13 protein-coding genes are annotated in these 17,138 nt (G+C 44.6%); 3 read left to right on the plus strand and 10 right to left on the minus strand.

Going from position 1 to position 17,138, the window contains the following annotated elements; genetic code table 11:
• The first annotated feature begins 17 nt into the window (after window positions 1-17).
• Together GJU82_RS02310 and GJU82_RS02315 are read left to right on the plus strand one after the other, a co-directional pair.
• Window positions 18-398, plus strand: a complete 381-nt coding sequence (locus tag GJU82_RS02310) for a phage holin family protein (protein WP_153630674.1) — start codon at window positions 18-20, stop codon at window positions 396-398.
• Window positions 385-603, plus strand: coding sequence for a hypothetical protein (locus GJU82_RS02315; RefSeq protein ID WP_153630675.1), 219 nt, complete (start codon window positions 385-387; stop codon window positions 601-603). Before GJU82_RS02310 ends, GJU82_RS02315 begins: the two co-directional genes overlap by 14 nt.
• Window positions 604-667: 64 nt before the next feature.
• Here the strand turns inward: GJU82_RS02315 and GJU82_RS02320 are convergent, their stop codons facing one another.
• The 5 genes from GJU82_RS02320 to GJU82_RS02335 form a co-directional block, all read right to left on the minus strand.
• Window positions 668-1,243, minus strand: coding sequence for a DUF2179 domain-containing protein (locus GJU82_RS02320; RefSeq protein WP_153630676.1), 576 nt, complete (start codon window positions 1,241-1,243; stop codon window positions 668-670).
• Window positions 1,244-1,310: 67 nt separating this feature from the next.
• Window positions 1,311-2,885, minus strand: coding sequence for a peptide chain release factor 3 (locus tag GJU82_RS02325; protein WP_153630677.1), 1,575 nt, complete (start codon window positions 2,883-2,885; stop codon window positions 1,311-1,313).
• Window positions 2,886-3,065: 180 nt separating this feature from the next.
• The gene (locus GJU82_RS17640) at window positions 3,066-3,200 is read right to left on the minus strand and encodes a hypothetical protein (protein WP_255473917.1); all 135 of its coding nucleotides are present in this window, start codon (window positions 3,198-3,200) and stop codon (window positions 3,066-3,068) included.
• Between the two features lie 3 nt (window positions 3,201-3,203).
• Window positions 3,204-3,539, minus strand: a complete 336-nt coding sequence (locus tag GJU82_RS02330; protein ID WP_153630678.1) for an iron chaperone — start codon at window positions 3,537-3,539, stop codon at window positions 3,204-3,206.
• 222 nt (window positions 3,540-3,761) lie between these two features.
• On the minus strand, window positions 3,762-3,974 hold the full coding sequence (locus GJU82_RS02335) for a hypothetical protein (protein ID WP_153630679.1): 213 nt from the start codon (window positions 3,972-3,974) through the stop codon (window positions 3,762-3,764).
• A 564-nt stretch (window positions 3,975-4,538) separates the two neighbouring features.
• On the opposite strand from GJU82_RS02335, the gene GJU82_RS02340 reads away from it, so the two are divergent.
• Complete coding sequence (locus GJU82_RS02340) at window positions 4,539-6,302, plus strand: OmpA family protein (RefSeq protein WP_194830945.1); 1,764 nt, start codon at window positions 4,539-4,541, stop codon at window positions 6,300-6,302.
• Between the two features lie 197 nt (window positions 6,303-6,499).
• Here the strand turns inward: GJU82_RS02340 and GJU82_RS02345 are convergent, their stop codons facing one another.
• The 5 genes from GJU82_RS02345 to GJU82_RS02365 form a co-directional block, all read right to left on the minus strand.
• Window positions 6,500-8,491: a DUF4954 family protein gene (locus GJU82_RS02345; RefSeq protein WP_153630681.1), complete on the minus strand. Its 1,992-nt coding sequence runs from the start codon at window positions 8,489-8,491 to the stop codon at window positions 6,500-6,502.
• 1 nt (window position 8,492) lies between these two features.
• Window positions 8,493-9,218, minus strand: coding sequence for a bifunctional 2-polyprenyl-6-hydroxyphenol methylase/3-demethylubiquinol 3-O-methyltransferase UbiG (locus GJU82_RS02350; RefSeq protein WP_153630682.1), 726 nt, complete (start codon window positions 9,216-9,218; stop codon window positions 8,493-8,495).
• Between the two features lie 278 nt (window positions 9,219-9,496).
• Window positions 9,497-11,599, minus strand: coding sequence for a tetratricopeptide repeat protein (locus tag GJU82_RS02355; RefSeq protein ID WP_153630683.1), 2,103 nt, complete (start codon window positions 11,597-11,599; stop codon window positions 9,497-9,499).
• 120 nt (window positions 11,600-11,719) lie between these two features.
• A complete protein-coding gene (gene purL, locus GJU82_RS02360; RefSeq protein WP_153630684.1) occupies window positions 11,720-15,406 on the minus strand; it encodes a phosphoribosylformylglycinamidine synthase in 3,687 nt (1,228 codons plus the stop codon).
• A 172-nt stretch (window positions 15,407-15,578) separates the two neighbouring features.
• Window positions 15,579-17,084 carry an NAD(P)/FAD-dependent oxidoreductase gene (locus tag GJU82_RS02365; protein ID WP_153630685.1) on the minus strand — a complete coding sequence of 502 codons (1,506 nt, stop codon included), beginning with the start codon at window positions 17,082-17,084 and terminating at the stop codon, window positions 15,579-15,581.
• Window positions 17,085-17,138: the final 54 nt, after the last annotated feature.

Below are 17,138 nucleotides of genomic sequence, written 5' to 3' on the forward strand. Positions count from 1 at the left end.
ACAATAATTAAACGCTTATGAAAGATAACCTGACAGAAGATGCAGAAAAGCTAAGCAAAAACCTGAAAGAGTACGTTTCGGCCAGGATAGAATTGCAGAAGATGACGTTTGTAGAGGAAAGTGCACGTGTTTTTTCACGGTTTTTCTCAACGACCATCATTTGGCTATTGGTTATTCTGGTATTGTTTTTTGCTTTTATCGGATTGGCTATTCTCATTGGTCAGTGGCTCGAAAATCCGGCCTTTGGATTTTTTATTTTAGCCGCCGGACTGGTGTTTTTTGGACTTATATTCTACCTGTTAAGCAGGAAGTGGATAGAACAATCAGTTCTATCCAATATCTACAACATGGTTTTCTCTCAGAAAAAAATGCAACAGGATGAAGATGAAGAAGAATAGAAAGCTGCGAAGTTTAAAAGATGTGGAGATGGAACGTCTCAGGATGGAGTACGAAGTATTAATGGCTGAGCATCGACTGAATATCAGTTGGTTATCCATTCGGAATGAAATGAGTCCTGAAAATATTGCGAGAAGTTTGATGGCCAAAGCTTTGCTACCGCTTATTACGGGGGTGAGACAATGGTTGTTAAACCGGAGCAAATAGCATTTGATTCTTTATAAGGATAAGCAAGGGATCACTTTTTGATGTTCTCTTGTTTATTCTTGGGTTATTTTCCCATTCTAATTCCGGAAAGAGCGTCTGGCGGTACGGTTATTCCCCGGTTAACAAACTTGACATCGGCAATGGAATAAAACGCATTGGGATTATACTGCTTGATTATTTCAGCCACATTGTTTAAATCATTTCGCTTAACAATACTGTAAATTACACTGACCCATTTTCCGGTAGCTCCTTCCGCATTATGATGTGTGATGCCGTATCCCGCACTCTTTAGGGCATTAATCAGTTTGGTTGAATCCATCCGGGTGATAATTTGAAGCTGGACAGTGCCAACGGCAAGTTTCTCTTCAATTATAAGGCCAATAAAGTTTCCGGCAGCGAAACCTCCTGCATAGAAAATGTAGCACACCCAATTGTCGAGGTTTTGGATAATTTTACTCATTGCCAGTATCCAGATAAACACTTCAAAAAAACCCAGTATCGGTGCGATATTTTTCTTTCCTTTCGACACCATAACAATGCGAATGGTTCCTACGGTAACATCCATAATCCGTGCGAAGAATATCATCAACGGAAGGAGTAGGTAATTAAACAGATTTGAATCCACGAAGTTAGCATCCATTGGCCTGTTGGTTTTAGTTTTTGGCAAAGTATGAAAAAAACCGGGAAATTGTCCCGGGTAGTATCTTTTAAAACTCTGATTGAAAGTGGAAGCTTAGCTCCGGAAAATCACGTTGTGCCATATCCAGTATAAATGGCGAATCGGCCATAAAGACATCACGTCCGTGTTTGTCCTTGGCCATCTTGTTGTGTTTTCGCTTTTTGAAATCGGCCAGTTTCTCTTTGTCGTCACTCTCAATCCAGCATGCTTTGTACATCGAAAGATTTTCCCACCGACACTTGGCATTATATTCGTGTTCTAACCGGTATTCAATTACTTCAAACTGAAGTGCTCCAACAGTTCCAATTATTTTCCGGCCATTTAATTGGCTGGTAAAAAGCTGAGCAACACCCTCATCCATCAGCTGGTCCACACCCTTATTTAGCTGTTTGGATTTCATCGGATCAGCATTCTCGATGTAACGGAAAATTTCGGGTGAGAATGATGGAATTCCTTTGAAATGCAGGTCTTCACCTTCGGTAAGCGTATCACCAATAATAAAATGTCCGGTATCAGGAATACCGACAATATCGCCTGGATAAGCTTCTTCGATAATTTCTTTTTTGGAAGCCATAAAGGCTGTCGGACTGGAGAATTTGAAATTCTTACCCAACCGCATGTGCTTGTAATTGGTATTCCGCTGGAAGGTACCGGAGCAAATTTTGACAAATGCAATCCGGCTTCGGTGATTGGGATCAATGTTGGCGTGAATTTTAAAAACAAAACCGGTAAACTTCTCTTCCCACGGTTCAACGTCGCGTTCTTTAGCGTCTTTCGGGCGTGGGTGTGGCGCAATGCGCACGAATGTGTCCAGCAACTCATGTACACCGAAGTTGTACAACGCACTTCCAAAAAAGACGGGCGCCAAATCTCCGGCAAGATATTCTTCTGCATCGAATTCGGGATATACGCCTTCTACCAGCTCCAACTCTTCGCGCAACACATCTGCATCGTTCCCGATGTAATTTTCCAGTTCGGGTGAATTGAGATCCTCAAAGTTGATACCTTCTTCGATTTCCGTAATACTGGGATTGAAGAGTTTTAGATTTTTATCAAAGATGTTGTAAACTCCTTTAAAATCGGGACCGTTGTTAATGGGCCAGCTTAACGGACGAACCTTGATTTTCAACTGTTCCTCAATTTCGTCCAGCAAGTCAAAGGAGTCTTTCGTCGGGCGGTCCATTTTGTTGATGAAGACAATCACCGGCGTTTTGCGCATCCGGCAGACGTTCATCAGCTTTTCGGTCTGCGGCTCCACACCTTTGGCGGCATCGATTACGATGATCACGCTATCGACTGCAGTCAGCGTACGGAACGTGTCTTCCTGGAAATCCTGGTGACCGGGTGTATCCAAAATATTGACTTTGTAGCCTTCGTATTCAAAACCCATTACCGAGGTAGCCACCGAAATTCCCCTCTGACGTTCAATTTCCATGAAGTCAGAAGTAGCACTTTTCTTGATTTTATTGCTTTTCACTGCTCCGGCCGTATGGATGGCACCCCCGAAAAGCAATAACTTTTCGGTTAATGTGGTTTTACCCGCATCAGGGTGACTCACAATTCCAAAGGTCCTGCGGCGTTTTATTTCTTCTTTAAAACCCATAACTAACTTTTGAGTGGGCAAAGATAGCCTTTTTCGGACATCGGAGAAACCTTGGGGAATGAAAACAAAAGGCTTACCTCATGCATATTCCGGGTACTTTGTGCAAACCTTTCAAATGAGGCGCAACCAGGCTTTTAAGTGCCCGGATTATGCGGGCTGATAGAAGTAGAGAGCAATGGTTCAGCCGGCAAAATTCCGGGAAGAGTGATGCTTCATGGGCAGGCCATCAATAATATGGGTTAACTCACCATTTAATCCGTGTAACACAGGTTCCACTAAAGGATCATAAATACGGGCAAACCAATACGATTTCATTCTTCACGATTTCAATTCCTCAAAAATTTCTTCCAGCACATTCAGCGGCAATTCCTCCGGATGGGTATAACGAATGCAACTTCGTCCGATGCTGCTGGCATTGACAAAACTGTCACGGTATTTTTCAATTTTTCGGCCATCAAAGATATAGAACGTCAGGTATTTCTGTTGTGAGGCAATGGCACAGAACGGCTTGTATGTAGGCATTCCATACTCCATTGTTTCCTCAATATCCGGAAAGTACTTTTGAATCATCGAACGGACCCTGGCAATAACCTGCGCCCGATCTTCGGGAATCATTGTCAGATACTCATCAACGGTAATGGCTTCTGTTTTCATGACGTTCCTATTAGTGTTTGACTTGTGTACAGCCGATGTACCAAATTAACAAAATATCATGATATGTGACTGTTTTAATTTATGAAACATACAAGAGTGAAACATGGTTTGCATGCTGTATGGCATCGCTATGTCGGCGAGAAGGATAAAAAAAGAGGAGAGTAGCCTCTCCTCTGTATATTTTTAGTTGGTTTGAATGGTTAGGAATGACGGAGCGTCTGACTAAAAATCATCCTCGTCGTCGAAATCATCTTCGTCGTCATCATTTAATTGATTATAACTCTTAATTTCTTCCCAATCGTCCAGATCTTCATTTAGTTCTTCTTCGCTTAAGAGATAGGCATTTTTCTCTTTTCTGCGAATTCTTTTCGGACGGGGCGAATCATTTCGGCCATCCATTACATCCCGGTTTCTTTTAAAATTCTTTTTTTTCATAACGTGATGATTAATATCCGTTTCGGCTTGCGATATCGGAATAAAACGATCAAATTCTGATATTAATTTCAACTTAAAATTTACATCTAAATTCAAGGAAAAAATATGTCCTTTAAACTTAATTCGGATGGATATCTTCTGGAATAATTCCAGGGCTGAAGGAATATCGCCTTTTCATCATTTGGCGTTTGTCCTGTTCTGGGTGCTTATTTATTCTTTTAATTTTTAATTTGTTAGTTGTTAAGTGTTTATGTTCGTAGATGCGACTTTGATTATTTATTGGTAATTATACAAATCTTTTTAATTAGTTTGCAATCTAAAATCGAAAAAATAAACATTTATTTCATTGTAACACTCTCTATAATAACGGGAAGAATCTGTTAACATTATATGCGCCACCTATTTTTTATTCTGTTTTTTGTATTGTGCTTCTCTGTTTCTGGCAATGGGCAGTCACAAAAAAAAGTAAATCTCCGTGTTCAGCGTGAGTTTAACGAGGCAAAACAGCTGTTTCAGCAAGGGAAAAACAATGAAGCGGTTGTTAAACTTAAAGTTGTGCTTCGGATGGATAATCACTTTGCTTTGGCTCACTTTGCTTTGGCCGATATTTATCATTGGGAAAAGAAGACAGACTTGGAAGCAGCACATTTAAGGGCTGGTTTGGCGGTTGATTCGATTGGTTACCCGCAGGGATTCTATTTCCTGGCATTGCTGGAATATCAAAAAGGAGTGTACGATACAGCTGTTGTTAACCTAAAACGTTATTTCCGGCTTTCGCCAAAAAAGGAGAATGGTGCAAGGCATTTGCTGAACGCGGCCGAATTTGCTGCTTATGCCGTGCAGCATCCGGTTCCTTTTCATCCAGAGAATCTTGGCCCGGCAATTAATACCAGCGAAAACGAATATTGGCCAAGCCTGAATGCGGAAGCGAATCAATTGGTGTTTACCCGGCTGATTTCCGTCGATTCGACCGGACAGCTGTTGCGTTTTCCCCAGGAAGATTTCTATTCTTCGCATCTGGACAGTGCCGGTTGGCCGGTGGCCGGACCCTTGGGGAAACCGGTGAATACTCCGGATAATGAAGGTGCACAATGCATTTCGGCAAACGGAAAATTATTGTTTTTCACGGCTTGTAACCGGAAGGATGGCTATGGGAGTTGTGATATTTATTTTGCGGTAAAGCGTAACGGCAAATGGATGAAGCCACTCAACCTGATGTCGCCTGTGAATACCAGCGGCTGGGAATCGCAGCCATCCGTTTCAGCCGATGGCCGCTATCTTTATTTTGCCGGTAACCGGAAAGGTGGAAAAGGGAAAATGGATATCTGGCGTGCTGAGCGGACCAGCATCACGCCATCGGGGTTACCAGTTTATGGAAAAGTAACCAATCAGGAAGCGGTTAATACGCCCGGAAATGAATCATCACCGTTTATTCATGCCGATGGTAATACACTCTACTTTGCTTCTGATTACTGGCCCGGTTTGGGTGGGAAGGATTTGTTTGTATCCAGAAATGTAGGAGACGGTTTGTCTGTTCCCGAAAATCTGGGTTACCCAATTAACACGAATGAAGATGATGACGGACTGATTGTGGATGTGACGGGCCGGAATGCTTATTTTGCTTCGAAACGGGAAGGATATGGAGGAAGAGATATTTTTCATTTTATCCTTCCGGAAGAGTTACGGCCTGATGCCGTTAGCTACGTTGCCGGAAAAGTGTTCGATGCGGAAACATCCAAACCACTGGCTCCGGTTGTTCAAATTATTAACATGGAGAATGACAGTGTTTACCAGCAATCCCGGCCTGATGTTTTTGACGGACATTTCCTTTTGTGCCTTCCGGCAGGAAAAGACTATGGACTAAATGTAGAAACTCCCGGCTACCTGTTTTATTCCGAACATTTTGATTTAACAAAGTCCTACGAAAAATCGAAACCATTTCAGTTGGAAATTGCACTTCAGCCAGTGAAAGCCGGAAGTGTAACCGCTTTGCGAAATGTGTTTTTCGATACGGATTCGGCAACGCTAAAAACAGAATCTTTCCTGCAGTTGAAACAGGTTGTCACATTTATGGAGAAGAACCCGCAGTGGGTAGTGGAAATTGCCGGCCATACCGATAATACCGGTACAGACGCTCATAATCTCGCTTTGTCAAAACAACGGGCGCAATCAACCGTTCGTTATTTGGAAGAAAAAGGTATTTCCGGACAGCGTTTGGTTGCCAAGGGTTATGGAGCTACTCAGCCTGTTGCCGACAATGCGACGGCAGATGGGCGGGCCCGTAACCGGAGAACGGAATTTCGTTTACTAAAAAGGATGGAAAAATAAGTGACAAAGAAAGAGATAAATGAAAGAGGGTGTCCGAAAAGTCCAAAGGGCATTTTCAGAACTATAAAATTGTAAGTACAGCTTAAGTTATTTACCCCTATCCGCGATGTACGTCGGGAGGAGGGGTAAATCCAAGATTGTTTTCAATTTGAAAGTTAGCACTTTTTCAATTCAACTTTTCGGATACCCACTTTCATTTATTTGAGTTGACTTAACTGTTCGAGCATGATATCGGCCAAACGGGATTTTCGTTCGATATGATCCAGAATTTCCCTGACAAACTGATTGTTTTCAAACGTTCCCCGGACCATTTCGAAATCTCGCGAACGGGTTTCTTCATTTCCGTCTGAGCCAAACCCTGTTTGTGACTTGAGGGTGAACTCTTTCCTGGCATCTTCATAAAGCATACGGTCGAGCGAAACGACACTTTCTTTCCAACGTTCTGCCATTCCTTTGATATCGCTGACGGTCATTTCTGAAATCGTTTTCCCGAGTCTTTCTTCCAAAAGGTGAGAAGCCCAGGTCCATTCGTATTCGTAGTAATTTTGATGAAGTCGGGCGAACCACTGCCATGTCGTGGTTAGATCTTCGATTGCACCGGATTCAATCTGATTCATCAGTGAAGAAATTTCGCGTTTCGGTGCAATCAACCCGCCCAGATCAATCCATTCTCCTTCGCCAATCTTAGTGCTGGGGGTAAGGCGCTGGCGCATCTCTGCTTCTGTCTTTATCCCGGAATCTTTCAGTCGTGTAATTACGGAATTACCTAAAAATTTGGTGATTCCCATGTTATACAATTGCCAGCCTTTCTGGAGGGATGAATTTTTAATAATGGTCGAGCTATAGGAATAGGTTTGGGAGGTTCTCCCTGAAATATTCTGCAAGTCCTCCAGAACTTGCTGGCCCCGTAACATTTTTTGAATCGTAAACGGACTGAGCAGGTTGAAATTAATGAAATCGAGTATATCCGGATCAGTCCGCTTGTCCCTTCGGGGCCACTTGATGGCATCGCGAATGGTACCTACACTACGTAAGTTGATTCCCGGCATCAGGTAACTTTCATCCTTGTTTTCTATCATGTAAGAGAAGGGCAAATCGGATGTGTCGGAGTTTTTATAGTGACGCCCCATAACCAGCGTGAATGGGCCAATTTTGGCGGGCCAAAGAAGGTAGGAATCACTGGCTGTTTTGGAACCTCGCTGCACGATGCCGTGGTGAATCGGGCCCAGTTTATACATATGGTTGCTCTGATTGGAACCGGAACCGGCATTCAGGAACGAGAACATTCCGGCAATCAGCAATGTGGATTTATGGTGCGTCACGGTATACGGTCCTGCAAATATGGAACAGGCTTCACCGTGAAAGCCCTGGCAATTCGCAAAGAAAAGCGAATTCTCAGCCGAATACTGTTTACTTAGTTGGCAGCCTTGTCCAATGAAACAATTCTCGACAATGGCACCATCCGAGATTTCGGAACCGGAACTGACGATAAAATTGCGGGCAATCACACCTGAACCCAGCGCTACCGGAGATTTCATCTTGCTGTTTAAGGTGGCATTTTCCAACCGGTGAACACCTTCAGCTACGGCATATGGACCAAAATACACATTGATAATGGAATGGCAATTAAGAATTCTGGTCCCTTTTCCAATAAACCCTCTATCTGAGCGACGGCTTTCGGCATACTTCTCCACCCAACTGAACAGTTTTTCCTGCAAATCACGACGATGGCGGTACAGCGTCATCATGTATGCCAAATGCGCTGAAAGATGGTCGTAGATAGGGATGGCGCGTCCGCCGGCCTCATCAAGAACGGCTACCATGGTGCCATTCCCAAAGGTGGAAGGCCCGGTCACCACGACCTGGTTCGTATTTTTAATAACGACATCTTCCTCGATATCGTAATTGGCTATCAGGTGTTGTACGCCACGGATAAGTACATTGTCTCCAACGTTGCAATTGTGTAACGAAGCATCATAAATCCCGGAGGGTTTTTCGATTCCGTTAAAGAATTTTATTTTTTTATCGAACCGTCCCAGAACATTGGTTCCGTAGAAATGCACATTTCGGAGGTTTTTGATGTCGAAGTCGTGCGGAACGCTGATTTGATTCCAATTTTCTGCTGTACAGTGACGTTGTTCCAGCTGTTCAATTTCTTCAGATGTCAGTTTTCTGTTGGTGTGGTCCATTTCAAATATTTTTTAATGCAGTTAGGTAATTATGATTGGAACCTTCTATCATTTCGATTACCTGTAAATTGTTTTCTTGTGCAATAACGGTGAGTGTTTCCTGATCGATAAAAAGCCAATTGAAAGGATTGCCTTTAATATCCAGGTAGCTTAAACGGTACTCAACTTGTCCGTAATATTTATCTGCATTCAAATCTATCCAGGTTTCACCGGCTTCATCGGTAAAGAGATAAAGCAAATCAGCTGAATCAGCCAGAATCTGGCCGCCTGGTTTTAACAATGTTTTCAGGTGTTTGAAGAGGAGGTTCAATCCTTCGGGAGTGCCAGCTATACCAAGGCCGTTCATCAACAACAAAATGGTGTCAAATTGTTCATTCTTTAGCTGCATGACATCCAGAAGGCGGACGTCTCTGACTCCTCTCTCTTCCATCGTTTGGCATGCGTATGGCGAAATATCTACGGCAGTTACTGTCAACCCTTTTCCCTGTAGCCAAAGCGCATGTGAACCTGCACCTGCACCTACATCAAGCACATGCCCCGTGCTTTTTTCCAGGGCCGTTTGCTCGATATCGGGCATCTGACTAAAATCCCTTAAAAGGTATTCGGGGGAAAGCTCCTCATCTTCCGCAATATCTGTCTTTACTGTAATCAAATGCTTTCCGGCAGCTGTGTAATAATCCCATATGGCAGCTCCCACTGGATCATTCTTTCTGATCAAAACTCCCATGGTATACGATTGACCCCGCAAAGTACGAAAATTACCTAAACAGTAACAGCGGCGTGTTCGTATTTATAAAAGATATTCTTTTGCTCCGAAAAGAAATAGAATCCGTTATATGAGCATAATTTATTTTACGGAAATGCCCCATCATCGATTTAATTTGACTTTTTTTTTATGAAAAGGGGAAGCGAGATAAAAGTTTTGTTGATAAAGGTCGAAAACTTTCTGACGAACGTATGGATCTGTTCATCGAAAGGGAAATGGGAGGTAGTCTATTTTAAGCATTATATTGCAGAAGATTTTTTAGAGATGGGCAATGTAATCCAGAAGTGGCTGCCTTTGCCGGGTTCGCTGTTTACTCCAATCTGCCCTCCGTTTTTTTTAACGAATTCCTGACATACAAGTAAGCCAAGTCCGGAACCTTCTTCTCCTTCGGTTCCTGTTTTGTGCAAATGCCTGTCGATACGAAACAGCTTGCCTTGTTCCTCCGGAGTTAGCCCTACACCCGTGTCGAATACTGATATTTTCAGAAAATCGCTTTCTGGTTCCAATTCTGATTTTAACCGGACAGCTCCTCCTTTGGAAGTGAATTTTATTCCGTTTGATATCAGGTTTTTCAGGATTGTTTCCAGCATTAAGGTATCGGCAAATACCTGATGTTGTTTCCGTATGTCAACCGAAAGGGAAATATCTTTTTGCTGAGCTTGCGTAATGGTATTCTCGTACACTTCTTCTGCAAAATCACTTAGATTGATGTATTCCGGGTTGTACTCAATTTGATTGGTTTGGGTACGTGCCCACGCCAACAGGTTTTCGAGTATCTGGAATAGTTTGATACTGGTCTGGTTGATCTCTCCGGCAAAACTTACCCGCTCGTTGTCAGTTAGTTTTGGATAATCTTCTTTCAGTAGAAAAGATAGGCCCAGCAATGCATGAAAAGGATTTTTTAAGTCATGGGCGATAATGGAGAAGAAGGTATCTTTTTCCGAATTCAGGGTACGCAATTCCTTGTTCATTTCCCGATAAGCCTGGTTGAGGCCTTCCAACTCTTTTTTTTGCGCTTCTATTTCCTTGTTCTTTGATTCGAGTAGCCTGTTCGCTTGCCGGTTTTCCAGAAAACGATACAGTAAAATGATCAAGATAATGAGAAAGATACCTGCCAGGCCATATGCAATTTTATTTTCAAGGATGTTCCTGTTCAGCCGGCTCTCTTTTAGTTCATTTTCGAGTTTTAGGTTCTGTACCTCTCTGGCGTTCTTTTCTGTTTCGTACAGTGTTTGTATTTTGGCCAACTGGTCAGCTTTTTCTTTATTAAAAAGACTGTCTTTCAGTTGAGTGTACATTACATGATATTCCAATGCCTTTTTGTAATCGTTTCTGTCATTGTGAAATTCATACAGATTTTTGTAGGTATCCCGGATGAGTAGCGGAAGATTGTGCCCTTTCGCGAGAGACAATGCTTCGAGGTAATCGTTTTCTGCCTGGCCATACCTCTTCAATTTGGCCATTGCCGAGCCCATACCATGTAAAACGTAAGCTTCTCCCATTATATCACCTTCCTGTTTAAACATCTCTTTTGCTTTGCGGAGATAAGGCAGAGAACGCTGATATTCATTCTTTTTTTGAAAAATCATCCCCAGGTTATGCAATACCGAAGCTTCACGCGAAACCTGCCCGAGGCGATGGAAAATATCTTTTGCCCGGTTAAGATATTGTAATGCAAGGTCGAGGCTGTCACGCTCCATATTTAGCAAACCGATACCATTGGAAATGCTCGCGATACTGGCACTGTCGCCCAACTCTTCTTCCACAGCCAGGGCGTCGACATAATTTTCCATCGCTTTCTCATTGTCTCCGGTTTCCTTTTGAATCATGGCAATATTGGTCAGCATATCGGCCATGTCACTTCTTTGTTTCAGGTCGGAGTAGAGGTTGTAGGCATTAATAAATTCCTGGATGGCTTTGTTAAATTCACCGGTGTAATAGTAGGTCAAACCGATGCAATTTTTGGTTTCAGCGCACAAGGAAGTATCGCCAACACGCTGAAATATATTGCATGCCTTCTCATAATAGGGGCGGGCGCTTTTAAAATCGCTTTCGTAGTAATAGGATTCCCCGATGACGTAATTCGCTTTAGCGACTAATTTGGGATGGTCTTTTTCTGTTTGTTCCAGTTTGGTGAGCGCTTCATTACAAATAAAACGGGCCAGGCCGGATTTGGCCGGCAGAAAGGAGGTGGAGTTCTCAATAAGCGTTTGGGCCTGTTCTGCGTCAGACAAACCATTTAGTTTTTGTTTCAGCGAATCGGGAACAGACAATGGCTGACTTCGGACCGCCAGGCCGATAAACATGAAAATAACAGCAACAAAAACAGATTTAAGGTTCATTGAGCTCTGTTAGGTTAGAGATACATTTTCGATATTCATCATAAAGTTAGTAAACTTTGAGGGAATATCAGATGGTGAAATAAAGAAAAGGAGCCGGACTATTGAGTCGGCTCCTTTTCTTTATTTTTGATGGTTCTCAATCCATTTTCGGGCGTTGGTGAATGCTTCAATCCACGGTGCCACTTCGTCATCTTTATGCCCTGACGGATACGTGCCCCATTGCCATGGATAGATGGCACGTTCGAGGTGCGGCATCATGGCCAGGTGACGTCCATTAACAGAGCAAACAGCTGCCGTATTGAAGGCCGAACCGTTCGGGTTACCCGGATAGCCTTCATGCGTATATTTCATTGGGATGTGGTAATTGCTTTCGTCAAGCGGAAGATTGAACTTTCCTTCTCCGTGTGCCACCCAAATTCCTAAACGTTTACCGGCCATATTTTTCAACATAACCGAATCGTTTTTCTGAATATCCACATTAATGAACCCGGATTCGAATTTATGCGATTCGTTGTGCAGCATGTTGCCTTTTTCACGGTGTTCCGGGTAAATCAGGTCGAGTTCAATCATTAACTGGCAACCGTTACAAACACCCAGGCTAATTGTGTCTTGACGACGATAGAAATTTTCAAGTGCCGTACGTGCTTTTTCGTTGTAACGGAAAGCACCGGCCCAACCTTTCGCTGAGCCCAGCACATCGGAATTGGAGAAGCCGCCGACAAAAACGACCATGTTGACTTCTTCCAGTGTTTCTCTTCCGCTGATAAGGTCGGTCATGTGAACGTCTTTCACATCAAAACCGGCCAGATAAAGGCTCCAGGCCATTTCACGATCACCATTCACTCCCTTTTCGCGAATGATAGCCGCTTTCACTCCTGAAGGTTTGCGGCGTTTGGGATCGATGCCCAGACTGGCAAATTTTCCATCAAATGACTGGAAATTGAATTGAAGTGCCTGTTTCTTATAGTTGCGATAACGCTCCAAAGCCAGTTTGCTTCCGCTTTGTTTCCGGTCGAGCAGGTAGGATGGCTTGTACCACAATTCACGGAGCGGATCGATATCGAAGTTTAGTTCCGTTTCCTGGTTTGTGATGGCGATTTCGCGTTTAGCTGAAGGTTGTCCAACCTGAATCAAATGGACACCTTTTTCTACCATCATTGCTTCAAGCTTCTCAGCATTGTTCGCCTGAATCAACAACCCGGGGTTCTCGCTGAACAGGAGTTTCACTGAATCGGCTTCATTCAGTGCACTTAGGTCAGCCTGAATACCTCCTTTGTTTTGAGCGAAGCACATTTCCAGCAGGGCGGTAATCATTCCGCCGGCTGAGATGTCGTGACCGGCCGCTACCAATCCATTGTCAATCGCATCTTGTACTGCATTGAACGCTTTCACAAAAGCAGCAGGCTCTTTCACGGTAGGTGCTTCATCCCCCAGTTTGTTCACAATCTGGGCAAATGAGCTTCCGCCCAGCGATTTGGGCACACCCGATAAATCGAGATAATACAGCGGTTTCGATACATCGTTGACGAGCACAGGTTCGACTACTTTGCGGATATCGGAAACTTCGCCGGAAGCGGAAATGATAACCGTTCCGGGAGCAAGGACCACATCGTCCTTATATTTCTGTGTCATCGAAAGGGAATCCTTCCCGGTAGGAATGTTGATTCCCAACTCACAGGCAAAATCGGAAGCGGCTTCCACAGCGTTGTACAAACGGGCATTCTCTCCTGGATTACGCGCCGGCCACATCCAGTTAGCTGAGAGCGAAACACCTTTGATGCGATGAGTTAATGGAGCCCAAACGATGTTGGTCAACGACTCGGCAATGGAGAGAATGGAGCCTTTTGGCGCGTCAACCAGTCCGGCTACGGGTGCGTGGCCAATGGAAGTAGCGATGCCATATTTTCCCTGGTAATCGATGGCAATTACGCCCAGGTTATTCAGCGGAAGCTGCAGTTCGCCGGCACATTGCTGTTTAGCGATTTTCCCGGTTACGGAACGATCCACTTTGTTGGTCAGCCAGTCTTTGCTACCAACAGATTCCAATTGCAGTACCTGCTCCAGGTAACGGGTAATTTTTTCATTTTCGTAGGAAACCGGTGCAAATTTTTCATTCACAGTTGTGTCCTTCAACACGGTAACGGGCGGTTTTCCAAACATGTCGGCCAAATAGAGGTCGATGGGCTTTTCATCGGTCCTGAAATCCTCGAAGGTGAACCGGTGATCGCCGGTGGTTTCACCTATATCGTACATAGGCGAACGTTCGCGATCGGCAATCCTGCGGATGAGTTGGAGGTTTTCTTCCCGGACGACCAGTCCCATGCGTTCCTGCGATTCGTTCCCCACAATTTCTTTGGCAGAAAGGGTTGGATCACCAATGGGCAATTTATCCAGATGGATTTTTCCCCCGGTTTCTTCCACCAGCTCCGATAAACAATTGAGATGGCCTCCGGCGCCATGATCATGAATGGAAACAATCGGGTTTTTGCCCGATTCCGCCAATGCGCGAATGGTGTTGTAGGCACGTTTCTGCATTTCGGGGTTAGCGCGCTGCACTGCGTTTAGCTCAATGTGGCTTTCGAACTCGCCGGTATCGACTGACGAAACTGCGCCACCGCCCATTCCGATGCGGTAGTTATCTCCTCCGAGAAGCACTACTTTGTCGCCGGTTGAAGGTGTATCTTTCAAACTGTCTTCGCTGCGGGCGAAACCGATTCCACCAGCCATCATGATGACTTTGTCGTATCCGTATTTCTTGAAATTCTCTGTGTGTTCGAAGGTTAGCAACGAACCGTTGATGAGGGGCTGTCCGAATTTATTTCCAAAATCGGAAGCACCGTTGGATGCTTTGATGAGAATCTGTTCCGGTGTTTGGTACAACCAGGGACGTGCTTCCATGGCCTCTTCCCACTCACGGCCGTCCTCCGAGCGTGAGTAGCTGGTCATGTATACAGCCGTTCCTGCAATCGGATAACTTCCTTTTCCACCGGCAATCCGGTCGCGGATTTCGCCACCCGTTCCGGTAGCGGCACCATTGAACGGCTCAACCGTTGTAGGGAAATTGTGCGTTTCCGCTTTCAGCGAAAGCACGGTATCGATATCTTCAACAACAAAATAATCGGGTTTATCCTGCGTGGCCGGCGCAAACTGTTCCACTTTCGGGCCTTTGCTGAACGAGCAGTTGTCTTTGTATGCGGAAACGATGGTATTGGGATTGGTTTGGGTGGTTTTTTTGATGAGGTGGAAGAGGGTGGAGGGTTGTTCTTTGCCGTCGATTATGAAATTTCCGTTAAAAATTTTGTGGCGGCAATGTTCCGAGTTCACCTGCGAAAACCCGAACACTTCGCTGTCAGTAAGTTTCCGGCCAATTCGTTTCGCTACACCTTCCAGATAATCAATTTCTTCGTTGCTGAGCGCCAACCCTTCCTGCTGGTTGTACTGCGAGATATCGTCGATGTAAATAATTGGCTCTGGTTTCCAGTCAATGGAAAACGCCTGCTGATCGAGTCCTTTATAAAATGCCTGCAACATCGGATCGAATTGCGGGGAATCGGAGTCGACCGGGAAAAACTCCTCGATGCGGGTAATGCCGCTAATCCCCATGTTTTGCGTGATTTCGACCGCGTTGGTGCTCCATGGAGTAACCATCTCTTTGCGCGGACCGACAAAATTATTATTCAGGTGCCCCGATTCGACGGGATGCGCATGGTCGAAGAGCCAGATTAGTTTTTCGAGGTCCTGTGGGTTTAGTTCCTCTTGTGCATCAACAGCAATCGTGTACGATTTGCCTTTAAAGAACAGGATCATTGTGGGTTGTTTTCGTTTACGAAATCAGATAATTCGGATGCCACAAATATAAGGAAATTCGGTATATGGATTCGGGCAATTGTTGTTACAGGCAGATGCGGATCACTATTGTTTTGGTTTCCTTCGCAGCATAAAAAACCGCAGACTGAGCTGGTCAATCTGCGGCGTTATTTCACGGTTTTTCGTTTTGCAGTTCGAGTGGCTTCCATGCCCAGCTTTTTATCTTATCAGGGAAAGCTTTGGGTTTAAAAATGGAACGATTGTTAAACACCCGGAAACACTCCTGTATTCCCTCCGTTACACTTGGGTGCGGATGAATGCTTCGGAGCACTTCATTCATGCCACTTTTCGAATTCATCAGGTACGAAACCGAGACAATGAAAGCAGATGCCTGGGGGCCCGCGGCTTGCATTCCCAATATCCGGCCCTGACCGTCGTCGCTAACCAGTACTTTCACAAAGCCGTTGGTGTTGCGCATGGCAATGGTCCGGTTCACCATTTCATTGGAATAGAAGGCTGCTCTGTATGGTATTTTTTTCTCATGAAGTATTTTCTCGTTGACACCTACCGAGGCTAATTCGGGTTTGAAGAACATTAGTGTAGGCATGTGCGAATAATCGGTTGGGTACTCCAATTTACCGAAGATAGCTTCGATAATAAAACGGCCCTGTTCTTCAGCTACACAGTAGAGTGCTTTGTGGCCAGTGACGTCTCCTGCCGCAAAGATGTTGCATGTTTCAGAGTCGCTGGTAGCACCTTCCTCATTTACTCTCAGATAACCATACGGGGCGGTTTGAATATCGACATTCTCCAATCCCAGACCATTGGTATTGGGCTCGCGGCCGATGGAAACAAGAACCACATCTACTTCGATAACGGTGCTGTGGCCGTCTTCGTAGTCGAGTACGACCTCCAGGTAATCTTTCTTTTTATTAACGGTGCGTAAGTTGGCTGTATGGTGAATGACAACTCCGTTTTTCTGCAGGTTTTCGGATACAAAATCACTAACGTCATCGTCAGCAAACGGGATAACGCGGTGTGCACGGTCGAGCAGGTGGACTTCGGTGTGCCCGAAATTGGAGAAGATGGTGGCAAACTCACAGCCGATAATTCCCGAACCGATAACCATCATCCTTTCCGGGAACTTTTTCAGGTTAAGAATACCGTCGGAGTTGATAATCCGTTTTTGGTCGACTTTCAAATCGGCAAGTTCCCGCGGACGGGATCCGGTGGCTATTATAATATAGTCGGCCCCGATGAGTTCCTTTTCTTCACCTTTCCCATGATTAATCTCCAATGTGTTGCGATCTTTAAAACTGGCAAAACCGTATTTTATGGTTAAACTTCCTTTTTGCCCCGGCTTTTTCGAATAGGTTTCAATCTGCGAAAGAATCTGATATTGTTTGGTTTTCGCGGCCTTCATTACCGATTTATTGACCTTGGTAAAATCAACCTGAAGCCCTGAAGCACGGTATCCCCTGTCGACTGCTGCGGCAACTGCATAATCGTGCGACAGCTCCCACATGGTTTTCGAGGTCAACGCTCCGTTCATAACGCCCGCCCCGCCAACATGTCCGGCTTCAATCAGGCAAACATCCTTTCCAAAATCCAGGGCGCGGACAGCCGCAGAGAAACCTCCCGGCCCGCTTCCTATGACCGCTAAATCGTATTTTTCCATAGTTTGTTATTCTGATTCTTATCGTAAAACAGACTTAGCTGTTAATGGTTTTAT

Source organism: Prolixibacter sp. SD074, assembly GCF_009617895.1.
Lineage (GTDB): Bacteria > Bacteroidota > Bacteroidia > Bacteroidales > Prolixibacteraceae > Prolixibacter.

Excerpts from the sequence above, each read along its gene's own strand:
- GJU82_RS02320 (WP_153630676.1), bottom strand. The coding sequence starts at position 1,243 with ATGGATGCTAACTTCGTGGATTCAAATCTGTTTAATTACCTACTCCTT.
- GJU82_RS02350 (WP_153630682.1), bottom strand. The coding sequence starts at position 9,218 with ATGGGAGTTTTGATCAGAAAGAATGATCCAGTGGGAGCTGCCATATGG.
- GJU82_RS02315 (WP_153630675.1), top strand. The coding sequence starts at position 385 with ATGAAGAAGAATAGAAAGCTGCGAAGTTTAAAAGATGTGGAGATGGAA.
- purL (WP_153630684.1), bottom strand. The coding sequence starts at position 15,406 with ATGATCCTGTTCTTTAAAGGCAAATCGTACACGATTGCTGTTGATGCA.
- GJU82_RS02340 (WP_194830945.1), top strand. The coding sequence starts at position 4,539 with ATGGATAATCACTTTGCTTTGGCTCACTTTGCTTTGGCCGATATTTAT.
- GJU82_RS02355 (WP_153630683.1), bottom strand. The coding sequence starts at position 11,599 with ATGAACCTTAAATCTGTTTTTGTTGCTGTTATTTTCATGTTTATCGGC.
- GJU82_RS02345 (WP_153630681.1), bottom strand. The coding sequence starts at position 8,491 with ATGGACCACACCAACAGAAAACTGACATCTGAAGAAATTGAACAGCTG.
- GJU82_RS02325 (WP_153630677.1), bottom strand. The coding sequence starts at position 2,885 with ATGGGTTTTAAAGAAGAAATAAAACGCCGCAGGACCTTTGGAATTGTG.
- GJU82_RS02310 (WP_153630674.1), top strand. The coding sequence starts at position 18 with ATGAAAGATAACCTGACAGAAGATGCAGAAAAGCTAAGCAAAAACCTG.
- GJU82_RS02335 (WP_153630679.1), bottom strand. The coding sequence starts at position 3,974 with ATGAAAAAAAAGAATTTTAAAAGAAACCGGGATGTAATGGATGGCCGA.
- GJU82_RS17640 (WP_255473917.1), bottom strand. The coding sequence starts at position 3,200 with ATGAAATCGTATTGGTTTGCCCGTATTTATGATCCTTTAGTGGAACCT.
- GJU82_RS02365 (WP_153630685.1), bottom strand. The coding sequence starts at position 17,084 with ATGGAAAAATACGATTTAGCGGTCATAGGAAGCGGGCCGGGAGGTTTC.
- GJU82_RS02330 (WP_153630678.1), bottom strand. The coding sequence starts at position 3,539 with ATGAAAACAGAAGCCATTACCGTTGATGAGTATCTGACAATGATTCCC.